19 protein-coding genes are annotated in these 25,022 nt (G+C 75.9%); 11 read left to right on the top strand and 8 right to left on the bottom strand.

Annotated elements, in window-relative coordinates; all coding sequences use genetic code 11:
- Window positions 1–44 precede the first annotated feature (44 nt).
- From GWJ10_RS14810 to GWJ10_RS14800, 3 genes are all read left to right on the top strand, one after another.
- The gene (locus tag GWJ10_RS14810; protein WP_163188286.1) at window positions 45–1,580 is read left to right on the top strand and encodes a sensor domain-containing protein; all 1,536 of its coding nucleotides are present in this window, start codon (window positions 45–47) and stop codon (window positions 1,578–1,580) included.
- A 115-nt stretch (window positions 1,581–1,695) separates the two neighbouring features.
- Window positions 1,696–2,355 carry a response regulator transcription factor gene (locus GWJ10_RS14805; protein WP_034651737.1) on the top strand — a complete coding sequence of 220 codons (660 nt, stop codon included), beginning with the start codon at window positions 1,696–1,698 and terminating at the stop codon, window positions 2,353–2,355.
- Between the two features lie 182 nt (window positions 2,356–2,537).
- A complete protein-coding gene (locus tag GWJ10_RS14800; RefSeq protein WP_241005833.1) occupies window positions 2,538–3,890 on the top strand; it encodes an acyltransferase family protein in 1,353 nt (450 codons plus the stop codon).
- Here GWJ10_RS14800 and GWJ10_RS14795 read toward each other — a convergent pair.
- Window positions 3,863–4,681 carry an RDD family protein gene (locus GWJ10_RS14795; protein ID WP_034654446.1) on the bottom strand — a complete coding sequence of 273 codons (819 nt, stop codon included), beginning with the start codon at window positions 4,679–4,681 and terminating at the stop codon, window positions 3,863–3,865. The two genes, GWJ10_RS14800 and GWJ10_RS14795, sit on opposite strands and share 28 nt — an antisense overlap.
- An 86-nt stretch (window positions 4,682–4,767) precedes the next feature.
- Here GWJ10_RS14795 and GWJ10_RS14790 point away from each other — a divergent pair, with 86 nt between their 5' ends.
- Entirely contained in the window at window positions 4,768–5,757 is a 990-nt protein-coding gene (locus GWJ10_RS14790; protein ID WP_061267511.1) for a stage II sporulation protein M, read from the top strand.
- An 11-nt stretch (window positions 5,758–5,768) separates the two neighbouring features.
- On the opposite strand, the gene GWJ10_RS14785 is transcribed toward GWJ10_RS14790, so the two are convergent.
- From GWJ10_RS14785 to GWJ10_RS14760, 7 genes are all read right to left on the bottom strand, one after another.
- Entirely contained in the window at window positions 5,769–7,079 is a 1,311-nt protein-coding gene (locus GWJ10_RS14785; protein WP_163188284.1) for a winged helix DNA-binding domain-containing protein, read from the bottom strand.
- Window positions 7,080–7,086: 7 nt separating this feature from the next.
- Entirely contained in the window at window positions 7,087–7,209 is a 123-nt protein-coding gene (locus GWJ10_RS20030) for a hypothetical protein (protein WP_255179365.1), read from the bottom strand.
- A gap of 527 nt (window positions 7,210–7,736) precedes the next feature.
- On the bottom strand, window positions 7,737–9,029 hold the full coding sequence (locus GWJ10_RS14780; protein ID WP_163188282.1) for a DUF58 domain-containing protein: 1,293 nt from the start codon (window positions 9,027–9,029) through the stop codon (window positions 7,737–7,739).
- A 10-nt stretch (window positions 9,030–9,039) separates the two neighbouring features.
- Entirely contained in the window at window positions 9,040–10,014 is a 975-nt protein-coding gene (locus tag GWJ10_RS14775; protein ID WP_034656053.1) for a MoxR family ATPase, read from the bottom strand.
- A 191-nt stretch (window positions 10,015–10,205) separates the two neighbouring features.
- A complete protein-coding gene (locus tag GWJ10_RS14770; RefSeq protein ID WP_083711963.1) occupies window positions 10,206–11,399 on the bottom strand; it encodes a DUF4350 domain-containing protein in 1,194 nt (397 codons plus the stop codon).
- A 71-nt stretch (window positions 11,400–11,470) separates the two neighbouring features.
- Window positions 11,471–12,133, bottom strand: a complete 663-nt coding sequence (locus tag GWJ10_RS14765; protein WP_061267514.1) for a DUF4129 domain-containing protein — start codon at window positions 12,131–12,133, stop codon at window positions 11,471–11,473.
- Entirely contained in the window at window positions 12,130–13,572 is a 1,443-nt protein-coding gene (locus GWJ10_RS14760; protein ID WP_163188280.1) for a hypothetical protein, read from the bottom strand. The genes GWJ10_RS14765 and GWJ10_RS14760 overlap by 4 nt, the downstream gene beginning before the upstream one ends.
- Window positions 13,573–13,776: 204 nt before the next feature.
- On the opposite strand from GWJ10_RS14760, the gene mtrA reads away from it, so the two are divergent.
- The 7 genes from mtrA to secA all read left to right on the top strand — a co-directional run bounded on the left by mtrA (window position 13,777) and on the right by secA (window position 24,929).
- Window positions 13,777–14,460 carry an MtrAB system response regulator MtrA gene (mtrA, locus tag GWJ10_RS14755; protein WP_034655451.1) on the top strand — a complete coding sequence of 228 codons (684 nt, stop codon included), beginning with the start codon at window positions 13,777–13,779 and terminating at the stop codon, window positions 14,458–14,460.
- The gene (gene mtrB, locus GWJ10_RS14750; protein ID WP_319946716.1) at window positions 14,457–16,298 is read left to right on the top strand and encodes an MtrAB system histidine kinase MtrB; all 1,842 of its coding nucleotides are present in this window, start codon (window positions 14,457–14,459) and stop codon (window positions 16,296–16,298) included. The genes mtrA and mtrB overlap by 4 nt, the downstream gene beginning before the upstream one ends.
- The gene (locus tag GWJ10_RS14745; RefSeq protein ID WP_163188278.1) at window positions 16,295–18,055 is read left to right on the top strand and encodes an LpqB family beta-propeller domain-containing protein; all 1,761 of its coding nucleotides are present in this window, start codon (window positions 16,295–16,297) and stop codon (window positions 18,053–18,055) included. Before mtrB ends, GWJ10_RS14745 begins: the two co-directional genes overlap by 4 nt.
- A 145-nt stretch (window positions 18,056–18,200) precedes the next feature.
- Window positions 18,201–19,097 carry a ComF family protein gene (locus tag GWJ10_RS14740; protein ID WP_163188276.1) on the top strand — a complete coding sequence of 299 codons (897 nt, stop codon included), beginning with the start codon at window positions 18,201–18,203 and terminating at the stop codon, window positions 19,095–19,097.
- Window positions 19,098–19,367: 270 nt separating this feature from the next.
- Window positions 19,368–20,021 carry a ribosome-associated translation inhibitor RaiA gene (gene raiA, locus GWJ10_RS14735; RefSeq protein WP_076405955.1) on the top strand — a complete coding sequence of 218 codons (654 nt, stop codon included), beginning with the start codon at window positions 19,368–19,370 and terminating at the stop codon, window positions 20,019–20,021.
- Window positions 20,022–20,327: 306 nt separating this feature from the next.
- A complete protein-coding gene (locus GWJ10_RS14730) occupies window positions 20,328–21,572 on the top strand; it encodes a crosslink repair DNA glycosylase YcaQ family protein (RefSeq protein WP_061269173.1) in 1,245 nt (414 codons plus the stop codon).
- Window positions 21,573–21,863: 291 nt separating this feature from the next.
- A complete protein-coding gene (secA, locus tag GWJ10_RS14725) occupies window positions 21,864–24,929 on the top strand; it encodes a preprotein translocase subunit SecA (RefSeq protein WP_061269158.1) in 3,066 nt (1,021 codons plus the stop codon).
- The last annotated feature ends 93 nt before the right edge of the window (window positions 24,930–25,022 follow it).

The following is a 25,022-nucleotide window of genomic DNA, read 5'->3' as shown; positions in this document are numbered from 1 at the left end:
ACGCCACCCTGTCGTCGCCGCACGCGCGCGCCCAGACTGGCACCATGACTGCCGTGACCCCTGACCAGCCGAGCGTCGTGCCCGCGGGCGAGCCCTCGCCGGGCGCGCCCGACGCGGTCGTGCCGACGCCGCACCCCTCCGCGGTGCCGTCGACGCCCGCCACGTCGTCGGACCCTTCGGCGTCCGCCGTGGCCGCCGCGCCCGGGGTCCCGGGCGCGTTCGCGGGCTCGCAGCCCGACCCGCGGTACGTGGACCACCGCGAGCGGGTCGGCTTCGCGCGCGCGCCGTTCGCGGGGCGCACGTGGCGCGAGTACGGGTACCTCTCGCTCGCGCTCCTGCTGGCGCCTTTCGCGTTCTCCTACGGGCTGTTCTCCGTGGTCTTCCTCGTCGCGATGATCGTGCCCGTCCTGGGCCTCGTCGTCGCGGGGTGGGTCGTGGTCGGCGGGCGCGGCTGGGGCTCGATGTACCGGTCGCTCGCCCGGTCCCTGCTCGGGGTCGACGTCGCCGCCCCCGCCCCGTACACGCGCCGCCGCGGTTTCTGGAGCACGCTGTGGAGCGGGATCGGCGACGGCACGGGGTGGCGGGCCGTGCTCTTCCTCCTCGTGACGTTCCCGCTCGCCATCCTGTCCTTCGTCGTGAGCACGGTCTTCCTCGCCGTCGGGCTGGGCGGCACGACGCACTGGATCTGGTCGCGCTGGCTCCCGCTGCAGCAGGCCGCCGACGGGACGTGGCACCGCGGGGCGCAGATCGGCGTCGACTGGTACGTCGACACCCCGGCGCGCCAGCTCGGCCTCGTGCTCGTGGGGGCGCTCTTCCTCTGGGTGTGGCCGCAGGTCACGCGCGCGTTCGCGCACCTCTTCCGCGTGCTCACCGTCGCGCTGCTCGGCCCCACGCTGTCCAGCCTGCGCGTCGCCGACCTCGAGGAGTCGCGCGGCCGCACGGTCGAGGACGCCGACGCGAAGCTGCGCCGCATCGAGCGCGACCTGCACGACGGCACGCAGGCGCGCCTCGTCGCCGTCGCGATGCAGCTCGGCGAGGCCAAGGAGCAGCTCGCGGCGGGCGGCGACGCGGGCGACGCGCTCGAGCTCGTCGACCTCGCGCACTCGTCGACCAAGGAGGCGCTGGTCGAGCTGCGCGAGCTCGCGCGCGGCATCCACCCGCCGGCGCTCGACAACGGTCTCGCGGTCGCGCTCGAGACCCTCGCGGCGCGCTCGCCGCTGCCGGTGACGGTCGACGTCGACCCGGCCGTCGAGGCGTCCGGCCGGCTCGCCCCGGCGGTCGAGTCGATCGCCTACTTCTGCGTCGCGGAGCTCGTGACGAACGCGGTCAAGCACGCGCGCGCGTCGGGCGTGTACGTGCTCGTGGAGCGCCAGGGCAGCGGGCGCGGGGCGCGCCTGCGCCTGCGGGTGCGCGACGACGGCCAGGGCGGCGCGCGCGTCGTGCAGCCGGGCTCGGACGGTCACCGCTCGGGGCTCGCGGGCCTGGCGGAGCGCGTGCGCTCCGTGGACGGCTCGCTCGAGCTCACGAGCCCCGTCGGCGGGCCCACGGTCGTCACGGTCCTCCTGCCCGTCCGGGTCTGACGTGCTGCGCACGGACGGGACGGTCCTGCCCGGGTGGCGGGACGGCGTCGGGCAGGATGTCCCCGGGGCACCGCGCCCGCCCGGGCCGCCCGGCCCGCCCGACCGGAAGGACACCATGCGGCTCGTCATCGCCGAGGACTCCGCCATCCTGCGCGACGGTCTCGTCGCGCTCGTCACCCGCCGCGGCCACGAGGTCGCGGCGGCGGTCGCGGACGGCGACGAGCTCGTCGCGCAGGTCGCGCGGCTCGCGGCGCAGGACGCGCTGCCGGACGTCGCCGTCGTCGACATCCGGATGCCCCCGACGTTCACGGACGAGGGGCTGCGCGCCGCCCTCGCGCTGCGCGCGGCGCACCCCGACCTCGGGGTGCTGCTCTTCTCCCAGTACGTCGAGACGCGGTTCGCGAGCGAGCTGCTCACGGGCGGGGCGCGCGGCGTCGGCTACCTCCTCAAGGACCGGGTCGCGGACGTCGGCGAGTTCGTCGACGCGCTCACGCGCATCGCCGCGGGCCAGACCGTCCTCGACCCGGAGGTCGTGAGCCAGCTCATGGGCGCATCGCGGTCCGACGACGGTCTCGCGCGCCTCACGCCGCGCGAGACCGAGGTGCTCGAGCTCATGGCGCAGGGCCGGTCGAACTCCGCCATCGCGGAGGCCCTGTTCCTCTCCTACGGCGCGGTCGAGAAGAACGTCACCTCGATCTTCGGCAAGCTCGGGCTGCCGCAGGACGCCGGCGACCACCGCCGCGTCCTCGCGGTCCTGCGCTACCTCAAGGTCTGAGCGGCTCTCAGCGCCTCCAGGTCTCAGCGGCTCCAGGTCCGAGCGGCGGGGGACAACCCCCCGGAACCTCGGTGGACGACCGCGACGCGGTCGGGGGACCGTCCCGTACCGGGACGAACGGGATGTTTCGAGACTGGTGAGCACCGGGAGACCTCCCGGGCCCGCCGACCGAGGAGCATCCCGTGGCCGTCCTGTCGCCACCCCCCGCCCGACCCCGCGCGTCGTCGCCCGTCCTTCCGGCCTCGCGCCGGACCCGGGACGGCGGCCCGCCGGCCCCGCGCCCGGACCGGCCCGGCGCGGCGGCCGCGGCGGGCGAGGGACCGCGTCGCCCGTCGCGCGACGTGTTCGTCGACGCCGTGCGCGCCGTCGCGACCCTGAGCGTCCTCACGGTGCACTGGCTCATGGCGGACGCGACGTGGGACGGCGAGCAGCTCCGGATCGGGAACGCCCTCGCGCACGGCGCCGGGTGGGCCGTGACGTGGGTGCTCCAGGTGCTCGCCCTGCTGTTCTTCGCGGCGGGCGCCTCGGCGGCGTACGGGCTGCGGCGTGCCGGCAGCACCGGCGGGACCGCCGCCCGGGGCCGGGTCGCGACCCGCCCGAGCGTCGCCGCCGACCTGGCCGACGGTGTCCGCCTCGCGGGCGCCCGGCTGCCGCGCCTGCTGCGGCCGGTGGCCGTCTTCGTCGGGGCGTGGGTGGTCGCCGTCGGCGTCCTGCTGGCCGTCGGGCTCCCGGCCGACGCCGTCCGCTCGCTCGCGACGCTCGCGCCGCAGCTCCTGTGGTTCCTCGCGGTCTACCTCGGTCTCGTCGTCCTCACGCCGCTCATGCGTCGCGCGCTGCACGCCGCCGGCTGGTGGGCCGTCGCCGGGCTCGCCGCGGCCCCGCTCGCGGTCGAGGCCCTGCGGTTCGGCGCCGGGCTCGAGCGGCTCGCGCTCGTCAACGTGGTGCTCGTGTGGGCCGTGCCCTACGCGGTCGGGCTCCTCTACGCCGACGCCCGCTCGGGCCTGCGGGTCGTGCGCCGGGGCCGCGTCGTCCCCGTCGCCGTCGTGCCGCGGCCCCGCGTGCTCGTGGCCGTCGGCCTCGCCGCGGCGGCCCTCGCCGCCCTGCTCGTCGCCGTCGGGCCCTACCCGGTCTCGCTCATCGGCATGCCGGGCGACGCCATCTCCAACCTCGGGCCGCCGACCGCGCCCGTCGTGCTGCACGCCGTCGCGCTCGTCGCGCTCGCGCTCGCCGCACGGGGACCGCTCGTGCGCTGGGCCGACGGCCGGGGGCGGTCCGTCGTGCGCGGTCTCGCGCGACGCTCGATGACCGTGTACCTGTGGCACCTCACCGCGATGGTGGTCGTGGTCGGGGTCGTCCTCGTGGTGCTCGGGCAGGAGCTCCCGGCCGTCGGCGGCGCCGACTGGTGGGCGAGCCGGCCCGTGTGGTTCGGCGCGTTCGCCCTCGTGCTCGTCGGGATCGCGCGCGCCGTCGGGCGGTTCGAGGACGCCCCGACGGGGCGCCGCGCGCGTCAGCGCGTCGGGTCGGGCACCGAGTAGGGGAGCCGGTGGAGCAGCTCGGCCTGCTCCCGCGCGGCGGCCTGCGCACGGTGGGCCGTCGCGCGGTCCCGGTCGCGGCGCTCGGTGAGCACGGCGAGCAGGAACGTCTCGGGGTGGGTGCCGGGCGGCGGGCCCGGAGCGACGTACCGCTCCACCTGCCCCGCGAGCTCCTGGCCGAGCCGCGCGCGCGACGCCGGGTGCAGGCGGTCGGCGCGCCCGAGGAACTGCCGGGCGGCCAGCGCGAGGCCGTCCGGCAGCCGGCGCATGTCCGCGTGCGCGGCCCACGCGGCGAGGTAGGGCGGCATCGCGAGCGGGGCGAGCGTCGGTCGCCCGCCCCGCACCCGGATCGCGTACGTGCCCGCCGCCATGTCGCCGAGCCGCTTGCCCTTGTCGTTCGTCAGCGACGCGACGAGCGCGACCGAGCCGAACGTCAGCCAGATCTCGCCGACGCCGACGAGCGCCCGCAGGAACGCGTGCCGGAACCGGACCGGGCCGCCGTCGTCGCGCACGACCCGGATGCCGAGCGCGAGCTTGCCGAGCGAGCGGCCGCGCGAGAGCGTCTCGACCGTCGTCGGGATGACGACCATGACGAGGACCGAGAACGCGATGAGGATCGCGGTGACCAGGTCGAGCTCGAGCGAGCCCAGCGAGGCGCCGAGCACGAAGAGCGTCGCGACGAAGAACACGAGCACGACGAGCAGGTCGAGCGCGAGCGCGAGCCCGCGCGTCACGAACGACGCCGGTCGCGCGTCCAGGACCACGCCCTCGCCGATCACGATGCCCTCGCGCACGCCCGCTCCCGTCCTCGCCGTCGCGGGTCCTGCCCGCCGGTCGGTCGGCGCACCGGCGGCACGCCCCGTGTGGCAGGGTATCGGTCGTGGACCTCGACGCCTTCACCGACGTGCACGGCGCGGAGTGGGACCGCCTCGACGCGCTCGTCCGCCGCCGCACGCTCGACGGCGCGGAGGCCGACGAGCTCGTCCGGCTCTACCAGTCCGTCGCGACGCACCTGTCGACCGTGCGCTCCGTCGCGCCGGACCCGGTGCTCATCTCGCGCCTGTCCGTGCTCCTCGGGCGCGCCCGCACGCGCATCGCGGGGGCGCACGAACCCGCGTGGCGCGACGTCGTGCGGTTCCTCACGGTGTCCCTCCCGGCCGCGCTCTACCGGATCCGGTGGTGGTCGGTCGGCGTGACCGCCGCGTGCCTCCTCGTCGCGCTCGTCGCGGGCGTCTGGGTCGCGACCACGCCCGAGGGCCTCGCCTCCATGGGCCCGCCCAGCGTCCAGGAGGAGTACGTGAACGACGCGTTCGCGTCCTACTACGACCCGGGCGTCGACTTCGCCGCCGTCGTGTGGACGAACAACGCGCGGATCGCGGCCTTCTGCGTGGGCCTCGGGATCACGGGGGTGTTCCCCGTGTGGGTCCTGTTCCAGAACGCGGTCGGCATCGGCTCGATCGGCGGCATGATGGCCGCGCACGGCGAGCTCGCGCTCTTCCTCCAGCTCATCGCGCCGCACGGGCTGCTCGAGCTCATGTCGATCTTCGTCGCCGGCGCCGCCGGGCTGCGGATCTTCTGGGCGTGGATCGACCCCGGGCCCCTGCCGCGCTCGCGCGCCCTCGCGCAGGAGGGCCGGGCGCTCGTCACCGTCGCGATCGGCCTCGCGATCGCGCTCGCGGTCTCCGGCGTCATCGAGGGGTTCGTCACCGGGTCGGAGCTGCCGTGGTGGCTCAAGATCGTGATCGGGGCGGTCGCGCTCGCGGCGTTCTGGGTCTACACGATCGTGCTCGGTCGCCGCGCGGTCCGGGCCGGGGAGACGGGCGACCTCACGGCCGACCACGCGGGCGACACCGCGCCCGTCGCGGCCTGACCCCCGACGCCTCAGCCGTCGACGACGACGCGCGCCCGCGCGTCCGGCCACCCGCACCGCACCCAGTCCTCGGCGCGCGCGACGACCTCGTCGCGCACCGCGGGGTCGCGCAGGCGGTCGGCGAGGCTCGGCGCCTCGCCGCCGGACGCGCCGGGGCTGCTCCGTGCGCGCAGGGGCCGCACCTCGACGTGCACGACGACGTCCGTCCCGTCGACCGGGCGCGTCCCGTCGGCCGGGGCCGCTGCTCGGGCGCTAGGGGTGTTCGCGGTCGCTGCTCGGGCGCTGCGCGCCGCCGGTGCCGCCGGGCGGGCCGTCCAGGCGCCCGCGACGCGGCCGTCGACGAGGGCCGCCGCCGCGACCTGACCGTTGACGCTCACGACGCTCGTGACCGGCAGGTCCCCGAGGACGCGCGTGCGGTCGTCGTGGGACAGGAGCAGGTTGTCGAAGTCGCCCGCGAGGACCACGGGCACGGGCTCGTCGCCCGGTGGGCGCGGCGCGTCGGGCAGGTCGAGGAGCTCGGTGCCGGCCGGGCCGGTGAACGTCACGAGCTCCGGTCGCAGCACGTCGACCGCGGCGCGCAGCCGGGTCAGGCCCGCCCAGCGCTGCGCGTCCGCCACCGACGCCGGGCCGAACGCCGCGAGGTACCGGCGCACGAGCCGGACGCGCGCCGCGAGCGTCGCGTCCGGGTCCGTGCCGTGCGCGACGGCGTCGAGGGCGTCGTCGGACCGCCCGAGCCAGGCCTGCGCCGTCGTCCAGGTGGTCGTCGTGCCCGTGCCGCTCGCGCCCCACAGGCCGCGGGGCGGGACCTGCACGAGCGGGAGCAGGCAGCGGGCCGCGTACGCGAGGTGCTTCGGGTCGACGTCGGGCCAGCGCTCCGCGAGGCACCGCCCCAGCTCGACCGACGTCAGCGGGTCCGCGAGCAGGTCTCGCGCCGCGCGCTCGAGGTCGTCGAGGTCGACATGGGCGAGCGCCGTCCCGTGCTGGTTCCGCGACCGCAGGTAGGTCGCCAGACCGGGGCGGGCGAGCGCCGTCAGCTCGAGCGCGTCGTCGGCCGCGACGAGGTGCACCGCGCCGCGCAGCGTCGCGACGCGCACCACCTGGTGGTCGAGCAGGCGGTCGCCCAGGTCGTCCGGCGCGAAGCCCGCCAGGCGCGACCAGAGCGCCGGGTACGGCGACGACGGGACCTGCGACTGCAGGCCGACGAGGTGGCGCACCTCGTCCAGCACGGTCGCGTCGCGCGGGGCGGCGAGGTGCTGGCGCGCGAGCAGCGCCCGGTTGAGGTCGTCGTGGCTCAGCCGCGGCCCGAACCGCTCGTCGGCCATCGGCCCGTCAGGACAGGACGATCGCGAGCGCCGGGACGAGGAACGTCGCGAGCAGCGCCACCACGACGATGATCGCGACGCGACGGTTGCGCCGGACGCGCTGCCGGGGGTCGGTCGGCTGCCAGGCCACGGGAGTCTCCTGAGGTCGGGATGGACGTGCTGGACGACCCTACCTCCCGCCCCTGACGGTCGGGGGAGAGGGCCCCGGAACCACCTCCCGCGAGGTAGAGGCCTGGTCTCCCGACGTAGAGCCGTAGCTCCGCGAGTTAGAGGCGTGGTTTGCGCGAGGTAGAGCGGTGGTTGCGCGAGGTAGAGGCGTGGTTGCGTGAGGTAGAGGCGTGGTTTGCGCGAGGTAGAGGCGTGGTCGCCCGGGGTGGGCCTGCCCACGCTCGAGGGCACGACGACGTCGGCCCACCCCGGACGGGTTGCGCGCCGACCGGATGGTCGTGGCGCCCGACCGGGCGCTTCAGGTGGCCCGGCGCCGCAGACGGAGCCGGGATCCCTGCTCGGCGAACCCGGGGAACCTCAACTCGTGAGACCAGGCCTCTACCTCGCGCAGCCTCGGCTCTACCTCGTGGGACCGGGCCTCTACCTCGTGCGACCGCGGCTCTACCTCGCGCGACCACCGGCTCCGGCTCGGTGGCCTCCGGCGGGGGCTCAGAGGCGGCCGGCCGCCTTGAGCGCGAGGTAGGTGTCGGCGAGCCGGGGGGCGAGGTCGTCGGGGAGGGCGTCGACGACCTCGACGCCGCGCTGGCGCAAGACCGTCGTCACGGCGGCGCGCTCGATCTCGCCGCGCGCGGCGGCCGCGGCGTCGTACACCTCGGCGGTCCCGGTGCGGTCGTCGCGCAGGGCGGCGACCTCGGGGTCGCCGGCCGCGGCGAGCACGACCTGGTGCTTGGCCGTGAGCTGCCCGACGACGGGCAGCAGCCCGGACTCGACGGCGGCGGCGTCGAGCGTCGACAGGAGCACGACGAGCGCGCGCTGCGACAGGCGCTCGTGGACGGTGCCGACGAGGCCGGGCCAGTCGGTCTCGAGGAGCGCGGGCTCGAGCGGCGCGAGGGCGTCCGCCATGGCGGGCATGAGGCGCGGCCCGGCGGCCCCTGCGACGCGCGAGCGCACGGTGCGGTCGTACGCGACGAGCTCGACGCGGTCCCCGGCGCGCCCCGCAAGAGCGGCGAGCAGCAGCGCCGCCTCGATGCTCGCGTCGAGGCGCGGCGCGTCCCCGACGCGCGCCGCCGACGTGCGGGACGTGTCGACGACGATGAGCACGCGGCGGTCGCGCTCGGGCCGCCACGTGCGCACGACCATGTCCCGGCCGCGCGCCGACGCGCGCCAGTCGATCGAGCGGACGTCGTCGCCGAGCACGTACTCGCGCAGCGAGTCGAACTCGGTGCCCTCGCCGCGCACCTGCACCGCGGCGCGCCCGTCCATCTCGCGCAGGCGCGCGAGGCGGCTCGGGAGGTGGCGTCGCGACGCGAACTCGGGGAGCACGCGCAGCCGCCCGGGCACGGGGATCGAGGCCTGGCGCGCGGCGAGCCGCAGCGGGCCGAACGAGCGGATCGTCACGCGGTCCGCGACGCGCTCGCCGCGGCGCGTCGGGACGAGCACGGTCGTCACGCGCGTCGCCTCGCCGGGCGGCAGGTCGACGGCGTGCCGGTTGACCTGCGTCCCCGCGGACGGCGGCCACGCGTCGCGCACGAGCGCGCGCAACCGCCGCGGGGCGAGGTTCGTCAGCGTGAGCCGGGACGCCGTCGCGTCGGTCAGCCGCACGGAGCCCGCGACGCGCCGCTCGATCGCGACGCGCCGCGGGGACGCCGCGAGGGCCGCGTCGAGCGCGCACAGCGCGACGACGAGCAGCGTCCACACGAGCACCGTCCCCGGCACGGGGACGAGCAGCACGGGGACGATCCCGAGCGCCGCCAGCACGACGGCGCGCCACGTCAGGGCCACGAGCGACGCCTCAGCGGGGGACGGGGACGGACGCGAGCACGGTGTCGAGCACGCTCTCGGCCGTCACGCCCTCCAGCTCGGCCTCGGGCCGCAGCTGCACGCGGTGGCGCAGCGTGGGGTGCGCGAGGGCCTTGACGTCGTCCGGCGTCACGTAGGAGCGGCCCGAGAGCCACGCCCACGCGCGCGACGTGGCGAGCAGCGCCGTCGCACCGCGCGGGGACACGCCGAGCGACAGCGAGGGGGAGTGGCGCGTCGCGCGGCACACGTCGACGGCGTAGCCGAGCACCTCGCGCGCGACCTGGACGCGCGCGACCTCCGCGCGGGCGCGGTCGAGCACGTCGCGCCCGGCGACGGCGCGCACCCCGGCGCCCGCGAGGTCGCGCGGGTTGAAGCCGGCGGCGTGCCGTGCGAGCACCTCGACCTCCTGCTCGCGCTCCGGCAGCGGCAGCACGACCTTGAGCAGGAAGCGGTCGAGCTGCGCCTCGGGCAGCGGGTACGTGCCCTCGTACTCGACGGGGTTCTGCGTCGCGATGACGAGGAAGGGGTCGGGCAGCGGGCGCGGCGTGCCGTCGACCGAGACCTGCCGCTCCTCCATGGCCTCCAGGAGCGACGCCTGGGTCTTGGGGGGCGTGCGGTTGATCTCGTCGGCGAGCAGCAGGTTCGTGAAGACCGGCCCCTCGCGGAACGAGAACTCGGCGGTCCGCGCGTCGTACACGAGCGAGCCCGTGACGTCGCCGGGCATGAGGTCGGGCGTGAACTGCACGCGCTTCGTGCCGAGGTCGAGCGACGCGGCGAGCGTGCGCACGAGCAGCGTCTTGGCGACGCCGGGCACGCCCTCGAGCAGCACGTGGCCCTTGCAGAGCAGCGCGATGAGCAGGCTCGTCACGGCGCCGTCCTGCCCGACGACGGCCTTGCCGACCTCGCTGCGGACGGCGGCGAGCGCCTGCCGCAGCTCGGGCGACGGCGCGGGCGGGGCGTCGTGCACCGGTGCGGGGGTCGGGGTCGGCGCGGCGGGCGCGTGGCCCTGGCCGTACGGCGTCTGCGGGGCGGGTGCCTGCGGTCCGGGCCGGTGCGCGGGCTGGCCGGCGGCCGCGCTCACGCGGTCGGCGACGCCCGGGTCCTGGGTGGGCGGCGCGTAGCGGTCGGGCTGCGGCACGGAGCCGTCGGGGTGGTGCGTCACGAGTGGTAGACCTCGCTCTCGATCCGGTCAAGGTGACGCGCGAGCTCGAGCAGCGCCGCGTCGTCGGCGGGTGGTGGTCCGTACAGGAGCTGGGCGACCTGGTCGCCCGGCCGACCCGTCGCGCGGGCGACGGCGTCGACGACGGTGGGGGCGTCGGCCGAGCGGGGCAGGCCGAGGCGGTGCGCGAGACGGTCGGCGGCGCTCGCGCGCAGCCCTGCGGCGGCGTGGCCGCGCGCCCCGGCGCGTCGGTAGAGGCGGCCGCGGCCGCGCGTCGTCTCGGCGGCGCGCACGATCACCGGCAGGTCCTCCGTGACGAGGGGGCCCAGCCGGCGGCCGCGCCACAGCACGACCACGAGCAGCACGACGAGCGCCTGCAGGGCGACGACGCCGAACCACGGCGGCAGGGACAGCCCGGGGGTCGTGCTCCCGTCGTCGGCGAGCGACGTGTCGAACGGGTCGGGCACGAGCCACACGAGACGGTCGTGCGCGCCGAGCGTCCAGAGCGCGAGCGCGGCGTTGCCGTCCTCGGTGACCGAGTCGTTGCGCAGGACTGCGGGCGTGTCCACCGCGCGCACCGTGCGCCCGTCGGCCTCGTGCACGAGGTAGGCGCCCAGGGACGGGTCGTCGGGGGAGGGGAAGCAGAGGACGGTCGCGTCGTCGAGCGCGACGAAGCCGACGCCGTCGGAGCGGATCGAGCCCGCGGCCTGCGCGGCCGGGTCCGCGCAGCGCGCCGGTCGTGCCGATCCGCCGGAGCCCCAGTCGTACGCGAGCTCCGTGCCGCCGTCGGTCGCGGCGGCGAGCAGGTGGTCGGGCGGCGCGACGAGCACGAGGTCCGCGGGGGTCCCGACGAGCGCTTCCACCTGCTCGTCGAGCAGGTAGTCGCCCTGCGCGACGAGGAGCGTGCCGCCCTCCTCGGCGGCGCGCACCGCGTCGGCGACCGTGCGCACGTAGGTGACCTGCACGCCCTGGTCGCCCAGCACCTGCGCGACCGCGCGCGCCCCGGCGGGGCCCGGGTTGTCGGGTGCGAGCGGCGTGGCCGACGTCGCGGGCCGCGCGAGCGCCGTCAGCCCGGCGAGCAGCAGCAGCGCGCCGACGACGGCGACGGGCCAGCGCGCCCGGCGCCAGCGACTGCGGGCCCGCGAGCGGGCGGTCGTGCCGTCGCCGACCACGGGCACGTAGGCGGTCGTCACGGCTCGCGGGTCGCCCGACGCACCCGCGGAGGGCGCCGCGCCGGGGGGTACGGAGGACGTCGTCGGGGCGCTCATGCGCCGTCACCGGGCGCGGAGGCGGCGAGCTCCGCACGGAGCGCGGGGCGCGTCGCGAGCGTCCGCTCGTCGAGCGCGCGCAGGAAGGCGTCCGCCTCCGGGCCGACGGTCACGGCGCCGTATGCGACGTCGTCGAACAGGTGCGCGCCGCGCTCGAGCCCGTCCGCGACGTCGGGCAGGCGCTCGCCCGCCGTCCGTGCGGCCTCCCACGCGGTCCGTCCGGGACGCGGGTCGAGGACCGCGCGCTCCTCCAGCGAGCGCACGACGCCGCGGAAGCGTTCGAGCGCGGCGGTCGCCCAGTCGGCGCGCGCCGCGGCGGCGTCGGCCGCGGCCCGCATCTCGGCCGCGGTGCGCGCGTCGTCGTCGAGCACGACCACCGAGGCCTTCGCCCGGCGCGACAGGCGCACCGGACCGGCGACCCAGTAGGCCACCGCCGCGACCACGGCGACCGCCACGACGACGACCACCGCCGTCAGCGGGCCGCCGAGGTCGAGCGTGGGCGCGCCGTCGAACAGTCCCTGGAGCCACTCGAGGAACCGCTGCAGGAGCGACGGGTCCGTGCGGTACTCCGGCCCGGCGAGCTCGCCGACGAGCCACCGCCGGGCCTCGTCGGCGCCGGGCTGCACGGGCACGTCGGCCGCGAGCGACCGGACGGTCATGCGGGCGGCTGCTCGCTCGCCGCCGCGGCGAGCTCGACGTCCAGGCCCTCGCGGCGCATGCGCACGTCGATGTAGAGCAGGGCGACGATGCAGCCCAGGAAGACCGAGGTGAGGATCATCGAGAGCGCCACGCCGATCGCCTGCACGAGGTGGTACAGGAAGGTCTGGCCCGCCATGAGCAGGAACGACGCTGCGAGGCTCGCGGGGTACGCGACGATGCCGGAGACGAAGCTCATCGCCACGAGGGCGAGCAGGTAGATGCCGAACAACCGCCAGAAGCTGCCGCGGGTGAGCAGCCACGCCCGCTTGACGGTCCGCCAGAACGGCTGCCCCTCCAGCGCCAGGGCGGGAGGCACGAGGCCGGTCCGCGTCCCGACCCAGACGAGGAGCACGGGCCAGGCGAGCAGGGCGACGACGATGAGGAACGCGCCGAGCCCCTCGGAGACCGCGAAGCCCGCGACGACGAGGAGCGTGGCCAGGCCGAGCGCCACGGACGCGGCCAGGCCGGTCAGCAGGGGGAAGGCGATGAGGAACCACGTGCGCCGTCCGACCTGGGACCAGACCTCGCCGACGCCGGCCTTGCGCCCGATCGCGGACTGGCCGACGGAGACCGTGAGGAGACCCGCGATGATCGGCGCGGCGAAGAACGTGGTCACCTGGATGCCGAGGGAGCTCGCGAGCGTCGTGGCGAAGCTCTCGTCGAAGCCGGGGAAGGTGGCCTCGTCCAGCACGACGTCGAAGTACTGGGCGACGTAGCCGGAGAACGCCCAGCCGAGGAAGGTGCCGAGCAGCGTCGCCACCACGACGACGAGCGCGCTCATGCCGAGCACGACCCGGGGGTTGTGGCGGATCGCGCCGAACGCGCCGTCGAAGATCTCGCCGAGCGACAGCGGGCGCAGCGGGATGATGCCGGGCTTCGCCGCGGCCGGCGCGTAGGGCGCGCCCGCGAGGCCGGGCGGCGGGCCGTAGCCCGGCGCGCCGTACTGCTGCTGCCCGTACTGGCCCTGCCCGAACTGCTGCTGGCCGTAACCGGGCTGCTGGCCGTACCCCGGCTGCTGCTGGCCGTAGCCGGGCTGCTGACCGTAGCCGGGCTGGCCGTACCCCGGCTGCTGCTGGCCGTAGCCGGGCTGCTGGCCGTAGCCCGGCTGGCCGTACCCCGGCTGTCCCGGAGCGGCGCCGGGCGCACCCCACGCGCCGGGTGCGGGCGGCTGGTCCGTCGGCGGGTGCTGACCGGGCTCCTGGCCGGGCGCGTACTGGCCGTACCGCGGCTGGGGCGCCGGCGAGCCGGGCGCACCGTAGCCGGGGGCGCCGTACGAGGGCGCACCCCAGCCGCTCGCGTCGCCGCCCGGACCGGGCGCGGCGGGCGGCGTAGGGCCGGTGGTCGCCGTCGGGTCGGGCGTGGCACCGTCCGGCGTGCCGGAGGTGTCGGGTGTGCTCATGTGCTCGTGGTCCCCCGCGGTCGGCTCGGGCGTCGGTCCAGGCCGCCGGGCGAGGATCGGCAACGGCGGCGAGGCCACCCTAGTACGCGGCCCTGCGCGGCGGCCGACCGGGCTCGCGCCGCCGGGTGCGCCCGTCCGCGGGTTCACCCTCGCCGCGGGGCCCGGCCGCCCCGACGTCGGGCCCGTCGATGGCAAGATGTCCGCATGAAGGTTCGTGTGCTCGTGGTGGACGACGACACCGCCCTGGCCGAGATGATCGGCATCGTCCTGCGCTCCGAGGGCTTCGAACCGGTGTTCTGCGCGGACGGCGACCTCGCGCTCGAGACGTTCCGCACCACGCAGCCGGACCTGGTCCTGCTCGACCTCATGCTCCCGGGCAAGGACGGCACGGAGGTGTGCCGCCTCATCCGGGCGGAGTCGGGCGTCCCGATCATCATGCTCACCGCGAAGAGCGACACGGTCGACGTCGTGCTCGGCCTCGAGTCGGGTGCCGACGACTACATCTCCAAGCCGTTCAAGCCCAAGGAGCTCGTCGCCCGCATCCGGGCGCGCCTGCGCCGCACCGAGGAGCCCGCCCCCGAGCACCTGTCCATCGGCGACGTCGAGATCGACGTCACGGGGCACCGCGTCTCGCGCGGCGGCGAGCAGGTGTCCCTGACCCCGCTCGAGTTCGACCTCCTCGTCGCGCTCGCGCGCAAGCCGTGGCAGGTCTTCACGCGCGAGGTGCTCCTCGAGAAGGTCTGGGGCTACCGGCACGCGGCGGACACGCGACTGGTCAACGTCCACGTGCAGCGCCTGCGCTCGAAGATCGAGCACGACCCGGAGAACCCGGAGATCGTCCTCACGGTGCGCGGCGTCGGCTACAAGGCGGGCGCGACCCGCACGTGAGCACGACGGCCGGCTCCGCCGACGGGCGCGGGCGAGGGCTCTGGCGCCGCGTCCGGCGCCGGGCGCGCGCGACCGTCCGCCGGGTGGTGTGGCGCTGGCGCTCGTCGATGCAGCTGCGCGTCGTCACGTCGGCGCTCGTCGTCGGCGTGCTGACCGTCGGGGCGCTCGGCGCGTACCTCACCGACGCCATGCGCGACGGCCTCTACGAGCGGCGTGCCGCCGAGCTCGACCAGGAGAGCGCCCAGTCCACGCAACAGGCGCGCCGCACGCTCGACGCGTCGCCCGCGTCGACGCCGACCGAGGCCCAGTCGCTCCTCTTCGACCTCTTCTCCATGCTCCAGACCACCGGGTCGTCGCGCGACGTCTTCCTCTGGCAGTCCGGCGGGTCAGGCACGGTCGGCTTCCTCGACCAGTCGACCGACCAGCAGCTCGACGGCCTCGTGTCGCCCGAGATGCGCGCGGCGACCGTGGCGGCGGACGGCGAGCAGTACCTCCAGTCGGTGGCGATCCCGGTCGACCCGGCGCACCCGGAGTCGTCGGGGGTGGTGCCCGGCATCGTCGTGGGCTCGACCGTCGAGGTGCCGGTCGCGGGCACGTACGAGCTCTACTACCTCTACGACCTCGAGGCCGACCAGGAGACGCTGCGCTTCCTCCAGTCGGTCCTGCTCGTCGGGGCGCTCGTGCTGCTCGCCCTGCTCGTCGGCATCACGGCGCTCGTCACGCGCCAGGCGGTGCTCCCGGTGCGCCAGGCCGCGAGCGTCGCGGAGCGGCTCGCGGACGGCCGGCTCGACGAGCGGCTCCCGGTCAAGGGGCACGACGAGATGGCGTCCCTCGCGCACTCGTTCAACGAGATGGCGCAGAGCCTCCAGGAGCAGATCGGGCGCATGGAGGAGCTGTCGATGCTCCAGCGCCGGTTCGTCTCGGACGTGTCCCACGAGCTGCGCACGCCGCTCACCACGATCCGCATGGCCTCCGAGGTGCTGCACGCGTCGCGCGAGGACTTCGACCCGGTCTCGCGGCGCTCGACCGAGCTCCTGCAGGCACAGCTCGACCGGTTCGAGGACCTGCTCGCCGACCTGCTCGAGATCAGCCGGTTCGACGCCGGCGCCGCGGTCCTCGACGCCGAGCGGCGCGACCTGCGCGACGTGGTGAACGCCGCCGTCGACCACGCCGCCCCGCTCGCCGAGCGCAAGGGCGTGTGGCTGTCGGTCCACCTCGGCGACGAGCCCGTCACGGCCGACATCGACCCGCGGCGCGTCGAACGCATCGTGCGCAACCTCGTCGTCAACGCGATCGAGCACGCCGAGGAGCGGCCGGTCGAGATCACGGTCGACGGCGACGGGCACGCCGTCGCGGTGACGGTCCGCGACCACGGGGTCGGGATGACGACCGACGAGGTCCAGCACGTGTTCGACCGCTTCTGGCGTGCGGACCCCGCTCGCGCCCGCACGACCGGCGGCACCGGCCTCGGGCTCGCGATCTCCCTGGAGGACGCGCACCTGCACGGCGGGTGGCTCGAGGCGTGGGGCCGCCCCGGCCGGGGCGCGAGCTTCCGGCTCACGCTCCCGCGGCGCGCCGGGATCCGGCTCCAGTCGTCCCCCCTGCCGCTCGTCTCCGAGGCGGCCACCGGCCGCGGGCTGCCCGCGGAGTGGAGCGTGCGGACGCCGGTCGTCGAGGACGTCGAGGGGACGGCGGGCCCCGCCGACCTGCCGTCGGTCACGGGCGGCATCCCCGTCGTCATCCCGCGCGACCACGCGCCCCAGCCCGGCCGGGCGACGGTGCCCGGCTCCGGCGGCGGTCCGGCCGCCGGCCCCGACGACGTCCAGGAGGGGCGATGACCACGACGGGGACCGTGCGGCGTCCGACCACGGGGCAGGCGGACCTGCGGCGCCGGGTCGGGCGCGCGCTCGCGGCCGGGCTCGCGGCCGTGGGGGTCGCCGCCCTCGCCGCGTGCGCCTCGATCCCCACGTCCGGGCCCGTCGTCGAGGGCGAGGCGACGCCGGAGGACCCGGGCCAGCCGTTCGTCAGCGCCGCGTCGCCCCGCCGCGACGCCTCGCCGGACCAGATCGTCCGCGGCTTCCTGGCCGCCCAGGCCCAGGGCGCGCGCGGCTCGTTCGACGTCGCGTCCGAGTTCCTCACGCGCGACGCGCAGGACGACTGGTCGCCCGTCTCCCAGGTCGCGATCCTCGAGGACGTGCCGCAGCTCGAGGTCGACGAGGCCGCGATCGAGGGCGGCACGACGACGGTCCGCGCCACCGCCGACGTCGTGGGCACCGTCGACGAGCGCGGCGTCTACACGGAGCAGGCGCCCGGCCGCACCACCGAGGTCTCCTACGGCCTCGTCCGCGACGCCGACGACCAGTGGCGCATCGACGTGGTCGACGACGGGCTGACGATCACGGCCACCAACTTCGCGCGCACCTTCAAGCAGGCCAACCTCTACTTCCCGACCCTCGACCGGGCCTACCTCGTGCCCGACGCCCGCTGGTTCCCGAGCCGGAACTGGCAGGCGCTCGCGGTCCGCGAGACGCTGCGCGGACCGGCGGACTGGCTCGCAGGGTCCGTCGCGACGGTCGCGCCCGAGGGCACCTCGCTGAGCATCGACTCCGTGCCGCCGGTGGAGGGCAGGGTCGCGGTGCCCCTCACCGACCCGGTGACCGCGGCGTCGCCGGCCGACCGCGCGATGCTCATCGCGCAGCTCCAGGCCTCGCTCGGCGTGCCCGTCGACATCACGGTGGGCGTCGGCGGCTCGGAGCTCTCGGCCGACGACGTCCCGACCATCGGCGTCGCCACCACGCCCGACGAGCCGGTCGTGCTCTCGGGCGACCAGATCATGAGCCTGGAGGGGCGCACGACGCGCGCGGTGACGTCGGCCGCCCCGCTCGCCGGGCTCCAGCCCACCGCGCTCGCGTTCCGCGGCCGGGCCGACGACGCCACGTACGTCGTGCGGGACGGTGCCGGGCGGCTCGTCACGGCGCCGACGGCCGAGGCCGGGCCCGTCACGCTCCTCACGGGGACGAGCCTCGTCGCGCCGTCGATCGACCGGTTCCAGTACGTGTGGAGCGGCCCGCAGGTGCAGGCAGGGTCGTTGCAGGTCGTGGACCTGCGGGAGGCCGGCAGCGACGCCGCGGTCTCCGAGGTGGCCGCGCCGTGGCTCGACGGGCGCACCGTGATGTCGCTGCGGGTCGCGCCCGACGGCGCCCGGGTGGCCGTCGTCAGCGACTCGGGCTCCGGGGCGCAGGTCCACGTCGCGGGCATCGTCCGTGACGAGGCCGGCCGGCCGACCCAGCTCTCCGCACCGGTCCGGGTCGGGCAGCCGATCGCCGCCGCGACGCAGGTGACGTGGGCCGACCGCACGCTTCTCGGGGTCCTCGGCCGGGCGTCCGGGGAGTCCGAGGTCGTCGTCCAGCGGGTGCCCGTCGGGGGACCGACGGTCGCCGCCTCGCCCGTCGAGGGCGCCGTCTCGCTCGCGTCGGCCACGGGCGTCGGCACCACGCTCGTCGGGACGAGCGACAGCAGCCTGTACGCCGCGGGCACGTCGAGCCTCTGGACCAAGATCGCCACCGAGGTCCGGCTGCCCACGTACCCCGGCTGAGGCGCCGCGCGCCCGGCGGCGCGCGGCGTGCCGGGCGACCACAGGCTCCCGGACGGCGCGGGTCGGGAGCCAGCGGCGCGTGCGGCGTCCACAGGCGGCCGGTTCGCCGGTGCCGGACGCCCGCGCCACCGGGCACGCTGGCCCGGTGCTCCTCGCCGCCCTCGACGACGTCGCCCGCCTCGTCCTGCCCGTGGCGTGCCCCGGCTGCGACGCGCCCGACGTCCGGTGGTGCGCGCCCTGCCTCGCGCCGCTGCGCGCCCCGCTCCGGCGGCGCGAACGTGGGGCGCCCCGCCTCGACCGGCTCGACGGCGTCGCGCCCCTGCCGGTGTGGGCGCCGGCGGCGTACACGGGGCCCCTGCGCGGCGTCGTCGTCGCCTGGAAGGACCGCGGCCGGGCGGACCTCGACCGGCCGCTCGCGGACGCCGCGTGGCGCGCGGGCACCGCGCTGGGGCCGGTGCTCGGAGCCGTGCTCGGGCCGGGGCGCGGCCCCGCGCTCGGTCCCGCGCTCGGGTCCGGGTTCGGGGCGGTGCGGGGGGAGGGGTCCCGGGGTGGCCCGGTGCTCGTCGTCCCGGCACCGACGACGCGGGCCGCGCGTCGCGCCCGCGGGCGCGACCCCGTCGCCCTGCTCGCGCGTGCGGTCGCCGCCGGCCTCGACACCTCGGGGACCCCCGCCCGGAGCGCCGCGCTCCTCGTGCACCGCGGGCGCGCCCGGGACCAGGTCGGGCTCGGCTCGCGGGCGCGCGGTGCCCGTCTCGGCACGGTCGCCGTCGCCCCCGGGAAACTTCTCGGGGCCGGTGCCGGAAGGCTCGTCGGACCGTCCGCCGGAGCGCGTCGAGGACCGCCCGGGCGGCGCCCGTCGACCGGCGCGCCGGCACCGGTCGTGGCGTGCCTCCTCGTCGACGACGTCGTCACCACGGGAGCGACCCTCGCCGCGTGCGAGAGGGCGCTGACCAGCGCCGGCGCTCTCGTGCTGGGCGCCGTCGCGCTCGCCGCGACCCCGTCGCCGGGCGAACGACGGCGGTCCGCCGGGCAGCCTCCGTGAGGTGCGCGCCGCGGGGGCCGAAGGTCCCCTCGTTCACCTCCCGTTGGTGCTGCCGACACCCCGGACCGGGGGTTAGGCTGAGGGCCAGTCGCCGCGGACGACGGACGTGCAGGACACGTGCGCCGCCGCGCGAGCGTACCGAGCGCGCGGCCCTGCGCCGCAAGGAGGTGGTAGCCCACCGCACCCGGCAGCGGGTGCTCCTACCGAATCCGAACGAGGCGCCCGGACGCACCGGGCCGGGCGTCGCACTAGATCCTCGCGGAGGCTCACATGGAGATCGTCGTCGTCGGCAGGCACACGGAAGTGGCAGACCGCTTCCGCCGGCACGTGGAGGACAAGCTCGCCAAGGTCCAGCAGCTCGCGCCCACGGCGCAGCGCGTGGACGTCGAGGTCACCCACGAGAACAACCCGAGGCTCTCGGGGGTCCGCGAACGCGTCGAGCTCACCGTGCGGGCCAAGGGACCCGTCGTCCGCGCCGAGGCCGCGGCCGACGACCGGTTCGGCGCCCTCGACCTCGCGATGGACAAGCTCGCGGAACGGCTGCGCCGCGCCCGCGACCGTCGCAAGGACCACCGCAACCACACCGTCGTGCCGCCCGTCGACGTGCGTCCCTACGACCCGGCCACGCACGAGGCACCCCCGCCGCCGGCGCCGACCGCGCCGACCACGCCCGGGGAGGCCGTCGAGACGACGCTCGGCGACTCGCCCGTCGTCATCCGGCAGAAGCTGCACACGGCGGAGCCCATGACGGTGGACGACGCGCTGTACGAGATGGAGATGGTCGGCCACGACTTCTTCCTCTTCGTCGACATCGAGACGTCGCGCCCGTCCGTCGCCTACCGCCGCCGCGGCTGGACGTACGGCGTCGTCGCGCTCGACACGTCCTGCGACTGCGCCGACGCCACGGTCGAGAAGAGCGCCTGACCGCACCCGACGCGCCCGGACCCTCGAGGGTCCGGGCGCGTCGTGCTGTCCGGACCCGTCGCCCGCTGACCGACCCCGCCGCGCGCCGCGCGCCGCCCGCCGCCCGCCGCCCGCTGCCCGCCGCCCGCCGTCCGCCGCCGACCAGGCGATCCCGGTCGGCCGAGCAGGTGGTCGTGGTGGGTCCGGCGGCCGGGACGCGCCAGGACCGCCTGCTCGGCGGGGGCGGGTGGGCGGGCGACGGGTCGGCGTGTGGGTGGGGGCGGGGAGGATCGGGGGGTGGTCGCCACGCCGTCGAGGTCCGAGTCGATGTCCCTGTCCCAGGCGCGCCGTGTCGCGCTCGCCGCGCAAGGGCTGCACCGGGAGCGCCCGGACGTCGCCGCGCGTGCCGGGTCCGGCGGCCGCGCCCCGACGATGCGGCAGGTCCAGGGGGTCATCGACCGCCTGGGGCTCCTCCAGATCGACTCGGTCAACGTGCTCGCGCGGGCGCACCTCATGCCGCTGTACGCGCGGCTCGGCCCGTACGACACGGCGCTGCTCGACCGCGCGGCGGGCCGTGCGCCGCGTCGGCTCGTGGAGACGTGGGCGCACGTCGCGTCCTACGTGCCGCCCAGCACGTGGCCGCTGCTCGAGTGGCGCCGCCGCCGGTACCGCACCGAGGCGTGGGGCACCATCAGCGCGGTCGAGATGAGCCACTCCGAGGCGGTCCAGGACGTGCGGCGGCTCGTCACGGAGCGCGGTCCGATCACCGCGAGCGAGGTGCACGAGATCCTCGAGGCCGAGGGCCGGGCGCACCCGCGCGACCGCTCGCAGTGGGGGTGGAACTGGACGGTCGCGAAACGCGCGCTCGAGTTCCTCTTCTTCACGGGGGAGATCACGTCCGCGCGGCGCAACGGCGCGTTCGAGCGCTGCTACGACCTCACGGAGCGCGTGCTCCCGCCGGAGGTCGTCGCGGCGCCGCCGGTCGCGGACGCCGACGCCGTCCGGGCGCTGCTCGAGATCGGCGCCCGCGCGCACGGGGTTGGGACGCTGCGCTGCTTCCGCGACTACTTCCGGCTCAAGGGGCCCGCGGTGCGGACGGCGCTCGACGAGCTCGTCGAGGCGGGCACCCTGCGCCCGGTGACCGTGCGGGGGTGGGAAGAGCCGACCTACCTGCACGCGGACGCGGCGCTCCCGCGGCGCGCGACGGGGACGACGCTGCTCAACCCGTTCGACCCGCTCGTGTTCGAGCGGACGCGCCTCGAGCGGCTGTTCGACGTGCACTACCGGATCGAGATCTACGTGCCCGCGGCGAAGCGGGTCCACGGCTACTACGTCCTGCCCTTCCTCGAGGGAGAGGCGCTCACCGCGCGCGTCGACCTCAAGGCCGACCGTCGGGCCGGGGTGCTGCGCGTGCAGTCGGCGCACCGCGAGCAGGCAGCCGGGCCGCAGACGGCGGCGCGCCTCGCCGCCGAGCTGCACGTGCTGGGCCGGTGGCTGGGGGTGCCGGAGGTCGACGTCGCCCCGGTGGGGGACCTGGCGCCCGCGCTCGCCGCCGAGGTCGCGGCGCACTGACGTCGTCGCTGCCGTCGTCGCTGGCGGCGCCGCCGCCGCGATCGTCCCGACCGCCGTGTCGGCGGTGGACGAGGCGCCCGGCCCGGGTGGCCCTCGCCGTAGGCTGGCGGACGACGTCGCGGGGGAGAGGTTCGTCGTCGGCGAAACCCGGACGGGACCGGCGCGGCCCCGACTCCCCTACGATGTTGTGTGACGTTGCCGACGTCCGCTGCCGTGCGCGCCCGCGCGGCAGAGCGTCGGCTCTGCTCCCGGACCACCCGGCCCGGGCACCGATCGATACGGGAGTCCTGCGTGCCTTCGATCCTCGACAAGGTCCTTCGCATCGGCGAGGGCCGGATCCTCAAGAAGCTGTCCGGCATCGCCGACCAGGTGAACAAGCTCGAGCCCGGCTTCGAGGATCTCACCGACGAGGAGCTGCGGGAGGAGACCGACCGCTTCAAGGCGCGCCTCGAGGCGGGCGAGACCCTCGACGACCTGCTCCCCGAGGCGTTCGCCGCGGTGCGCGAGGCGTCGCGGCGCACGCTCGGCCAGCGGCACTTCGACGTCCAGCTCATGGGCGGCGCGGCGCTGCACCTCGGCAACATCGCCGAGATGAAGACCGGTGAGGGCAAGACCCTCGTCGCGACGACGGCCGCGTACCTCAACGCGCTCGAGGGCAAGGGCGTCCACGTCGTCACGGTGAACGACTACCTGGCGAAGTACCAGTCCGAGCTCATGGGCCGCGTGTACCGCTTCCTGGGCCTGTCGACCGGCGTCATCCTGTCCGGCCAGACGCCGGCGCAGCGGCGCGAGCAGTACGCCGCCGACATCACGTACGGGACGAACAACGAGTTCGGCTTCGACTACCTGCGCGACAACATGGCGTGGTCCACGGACGACCTCGTGCAGCGCGGCCACAACTTCGCGATCGTCGACGAGGTCGACTCGATCCTCATCGACGAGGCGCGCACGCCGCTCATCATCTCGGGCCCGGCCTCGGGCGACACGAACCGCTGGTTCGGCGAGTTCGCCAAGGTCGTGCGCCGTCTCAACCCCGGGACGGACTACGAGGTCGACGAGAAGAAGCGCACGGTCGGGGTGCTCGAGCCCGGCATCGAGAAGGTCGAGGACTACCTCGGCATCGACAACCTGTACGAGTCGCTCAACACGCCGCTCATCGGGTTCCTCAACAACGCCATCAAGGCGAAGGAGCTCTTCAAGCGCGACAAGGACTACGTCGTGCTCAACGGCGAGGTCATGATCGTCGACGAGCACACGGGCCGCATCCTGCCCGGCCGCCGGTACAACGAGGGCATGCACCAGGCCATCGAGGCCAAGGAGGGCGTGCAGATCAAGGCGGAGAACCAGACGCTCGCCACGATCACGCTCCAGAACTACTTCCGCCTGTACTCCAAGCTCGCGGGCATGACCGGTACCGCCGACACCGAGGCGGCCGAGTTCCAGGGCACGTACAAGCTCGGCGTCGTGCCGATCCCGACGAACCGCCCGATGCAGCGCGTCGACCAGCCCGACCTCGTCTACAAGAACGAGGAGGGCAAGTTCGACGCCGTCGTCGCGGACATCGTCGAGCGACACGCGCAGGGCCAGCCCGTGCTCGTCGGCACGACGAGCGTCGAGAAGTCGGAGCTCCTGTCGTCCAAGCTGAAGAAGCAGGGCGTGCCGCACGAGGTCCTCAACGCGAAGCAGCACGAGCGCGAGGCGGCGATCGTCGCGCTCGCGGGCCGCAAGGGTGCCGTGACGGTCGCGACGAACATGGCCGGCCGTGGTACGGACATCATGCTCGGCGGCAACGCGGAGTTCATGGCGGTCGCGGACCTCGCGGCGCGCGGCCTGGACGCGGCGGAGAACCCGGAGGAGTACGAGGCCGCCTGGCCCGACGCGCTGGAGAAGGCGAAGGCCGCGGTCGCCGCGGAGCACGACGAGGTTCGCGAGCTCGGCGGTCTCTACGTCCTCGGCACGGAGCGGCACGAGTCGCGCCGCATCGACAACCAGCTCCGTGGTCGTTCCGGCCGTCAGGGCGACCCGGGCGAGTCCCGGTTCTACCTGTCCATGCAGGACGACCTCATGCGCCTGTTCAACTCGACGCTCGCCGAGTCGATGATGAACCGCGCGGGGTTCCCCGACGACGTGCCGCTCGAGTCGAAGATGGTGACGCGCGGCATCGCGAGCGCGCAGGGCCAGGTCGAGTCGCGCAACTTCGAGATCCGCAAGAACGTCCTCAAGTACGACGACGTCCTGTCGCGCCAGCGCACCGTCATCTACGACGAGCGCCGCCGCGTGCTCGAGGGCGAGGACCTGCAGGAGCAGGTGCAGCACTTCCTCACCGACGTGGTCACCGCGTACGTCGAGGGCGCCACGGCCGAGGGCAACCCGGAGAGCTGGGACCTCGAGGGGCTGTGGACCGCGCTCAAGGCGGTGTTCCCCATCTCCATCACGGTGGACGAGGTCGTGGAGCAGGCCGGCGGCGAGACGCGCCTCACGAGCGAGATGCTGCTCGAGGAGATCCTCTCGGACGCCCGCATCGCCTACCAGAACCGCGAGGAGCAGCTCGGCGCGGCGAACATGCGCCAGCTCGAGCGTCGCGTGACGCTCTCGGTCCTCGACCGCAAGTGGCGCGAGCACCTCTACGAGATGGACTACCTCAAGGAGGGCATCGGGCTGCGCGCGATGGCGCAGCGCGACCCGCTGGTCGAGTACCAGCGCGAGGGCTTCCAGCTCTTCCAGGCGATGACCGAGGCCATCAAGGAGGAGACGGTCGGGTACCTCTTCAACCTCGAGGTCAAGGTCGCGGAGCCGGGCGCGGCCACGGGCCAGGCGCCGGCGATCTCCGTCGCGGGTGCGGCGCAGGCCGCGCAGTCGGCCGCGGGCCAGGCGCTCGGCGGCGCGGCGGGTGCCGCGTCGGCCGGTGCGGCGGCCGGTCTCGCGGCGGCGGCGCAGCGCGACGCGGCGCCGACGCAGGACTCGCCCGTCGACGGCGCGCCCGTCGCGGACGAGCCGGTCGAGGACGCCTCCGTGGAGGACGCGCCCGTCGAGGACGCGCCGGTCGCGCCGGAGCCGGTGGCGGCACGTGCCGCGGCCGAGGGCCCGGGCGGCGACCGCCCCGGCACGCTCATCGCGAAGGGCCTCGACGGCCCCGACCGCCAGGTCCCGCTGTCGTACACCGCCCCGAGCGAGGACGGCACGGGCCAGGCCGTGGTGTCGGGCGACGCGGGCCGACGCTCGCGCCGCGCGCTGCACGGCGAGGCGACGGCGGTCGAGAGCGACGGCCGGACCTTCCCGGGCACGCCCCGCAACGCGCAGTGCCCGTGCGGCTCCGGCAAGAAGTACAAGGTCTGCCACGGCCAGAACGAGGCCTGACCGGGTGCCCGTCCGCCGGGCACCCTGACGACGACGGCGAGGCGTCCACCTGCGGGTGGGCGCCTCGCCGTCGTCGTGCCCAGCCAGGAAGGC

The sequence above is a fragment of the Cellulosimicrobium sp. SL-1 genome, from assembly GCF_011033075.1.
Classification (GTDB): Bacteria; Actinomycetota; Actinomycetes; order Actinomycetales; family Cellulomonadaceae; genus Cellulosimicrobium; species Cellulosimicrobium funkei.
Note: the sequence above shows the minus strand (reverse complement) of the source record. Positions and strands in the feature narration are given on the sequence as shown.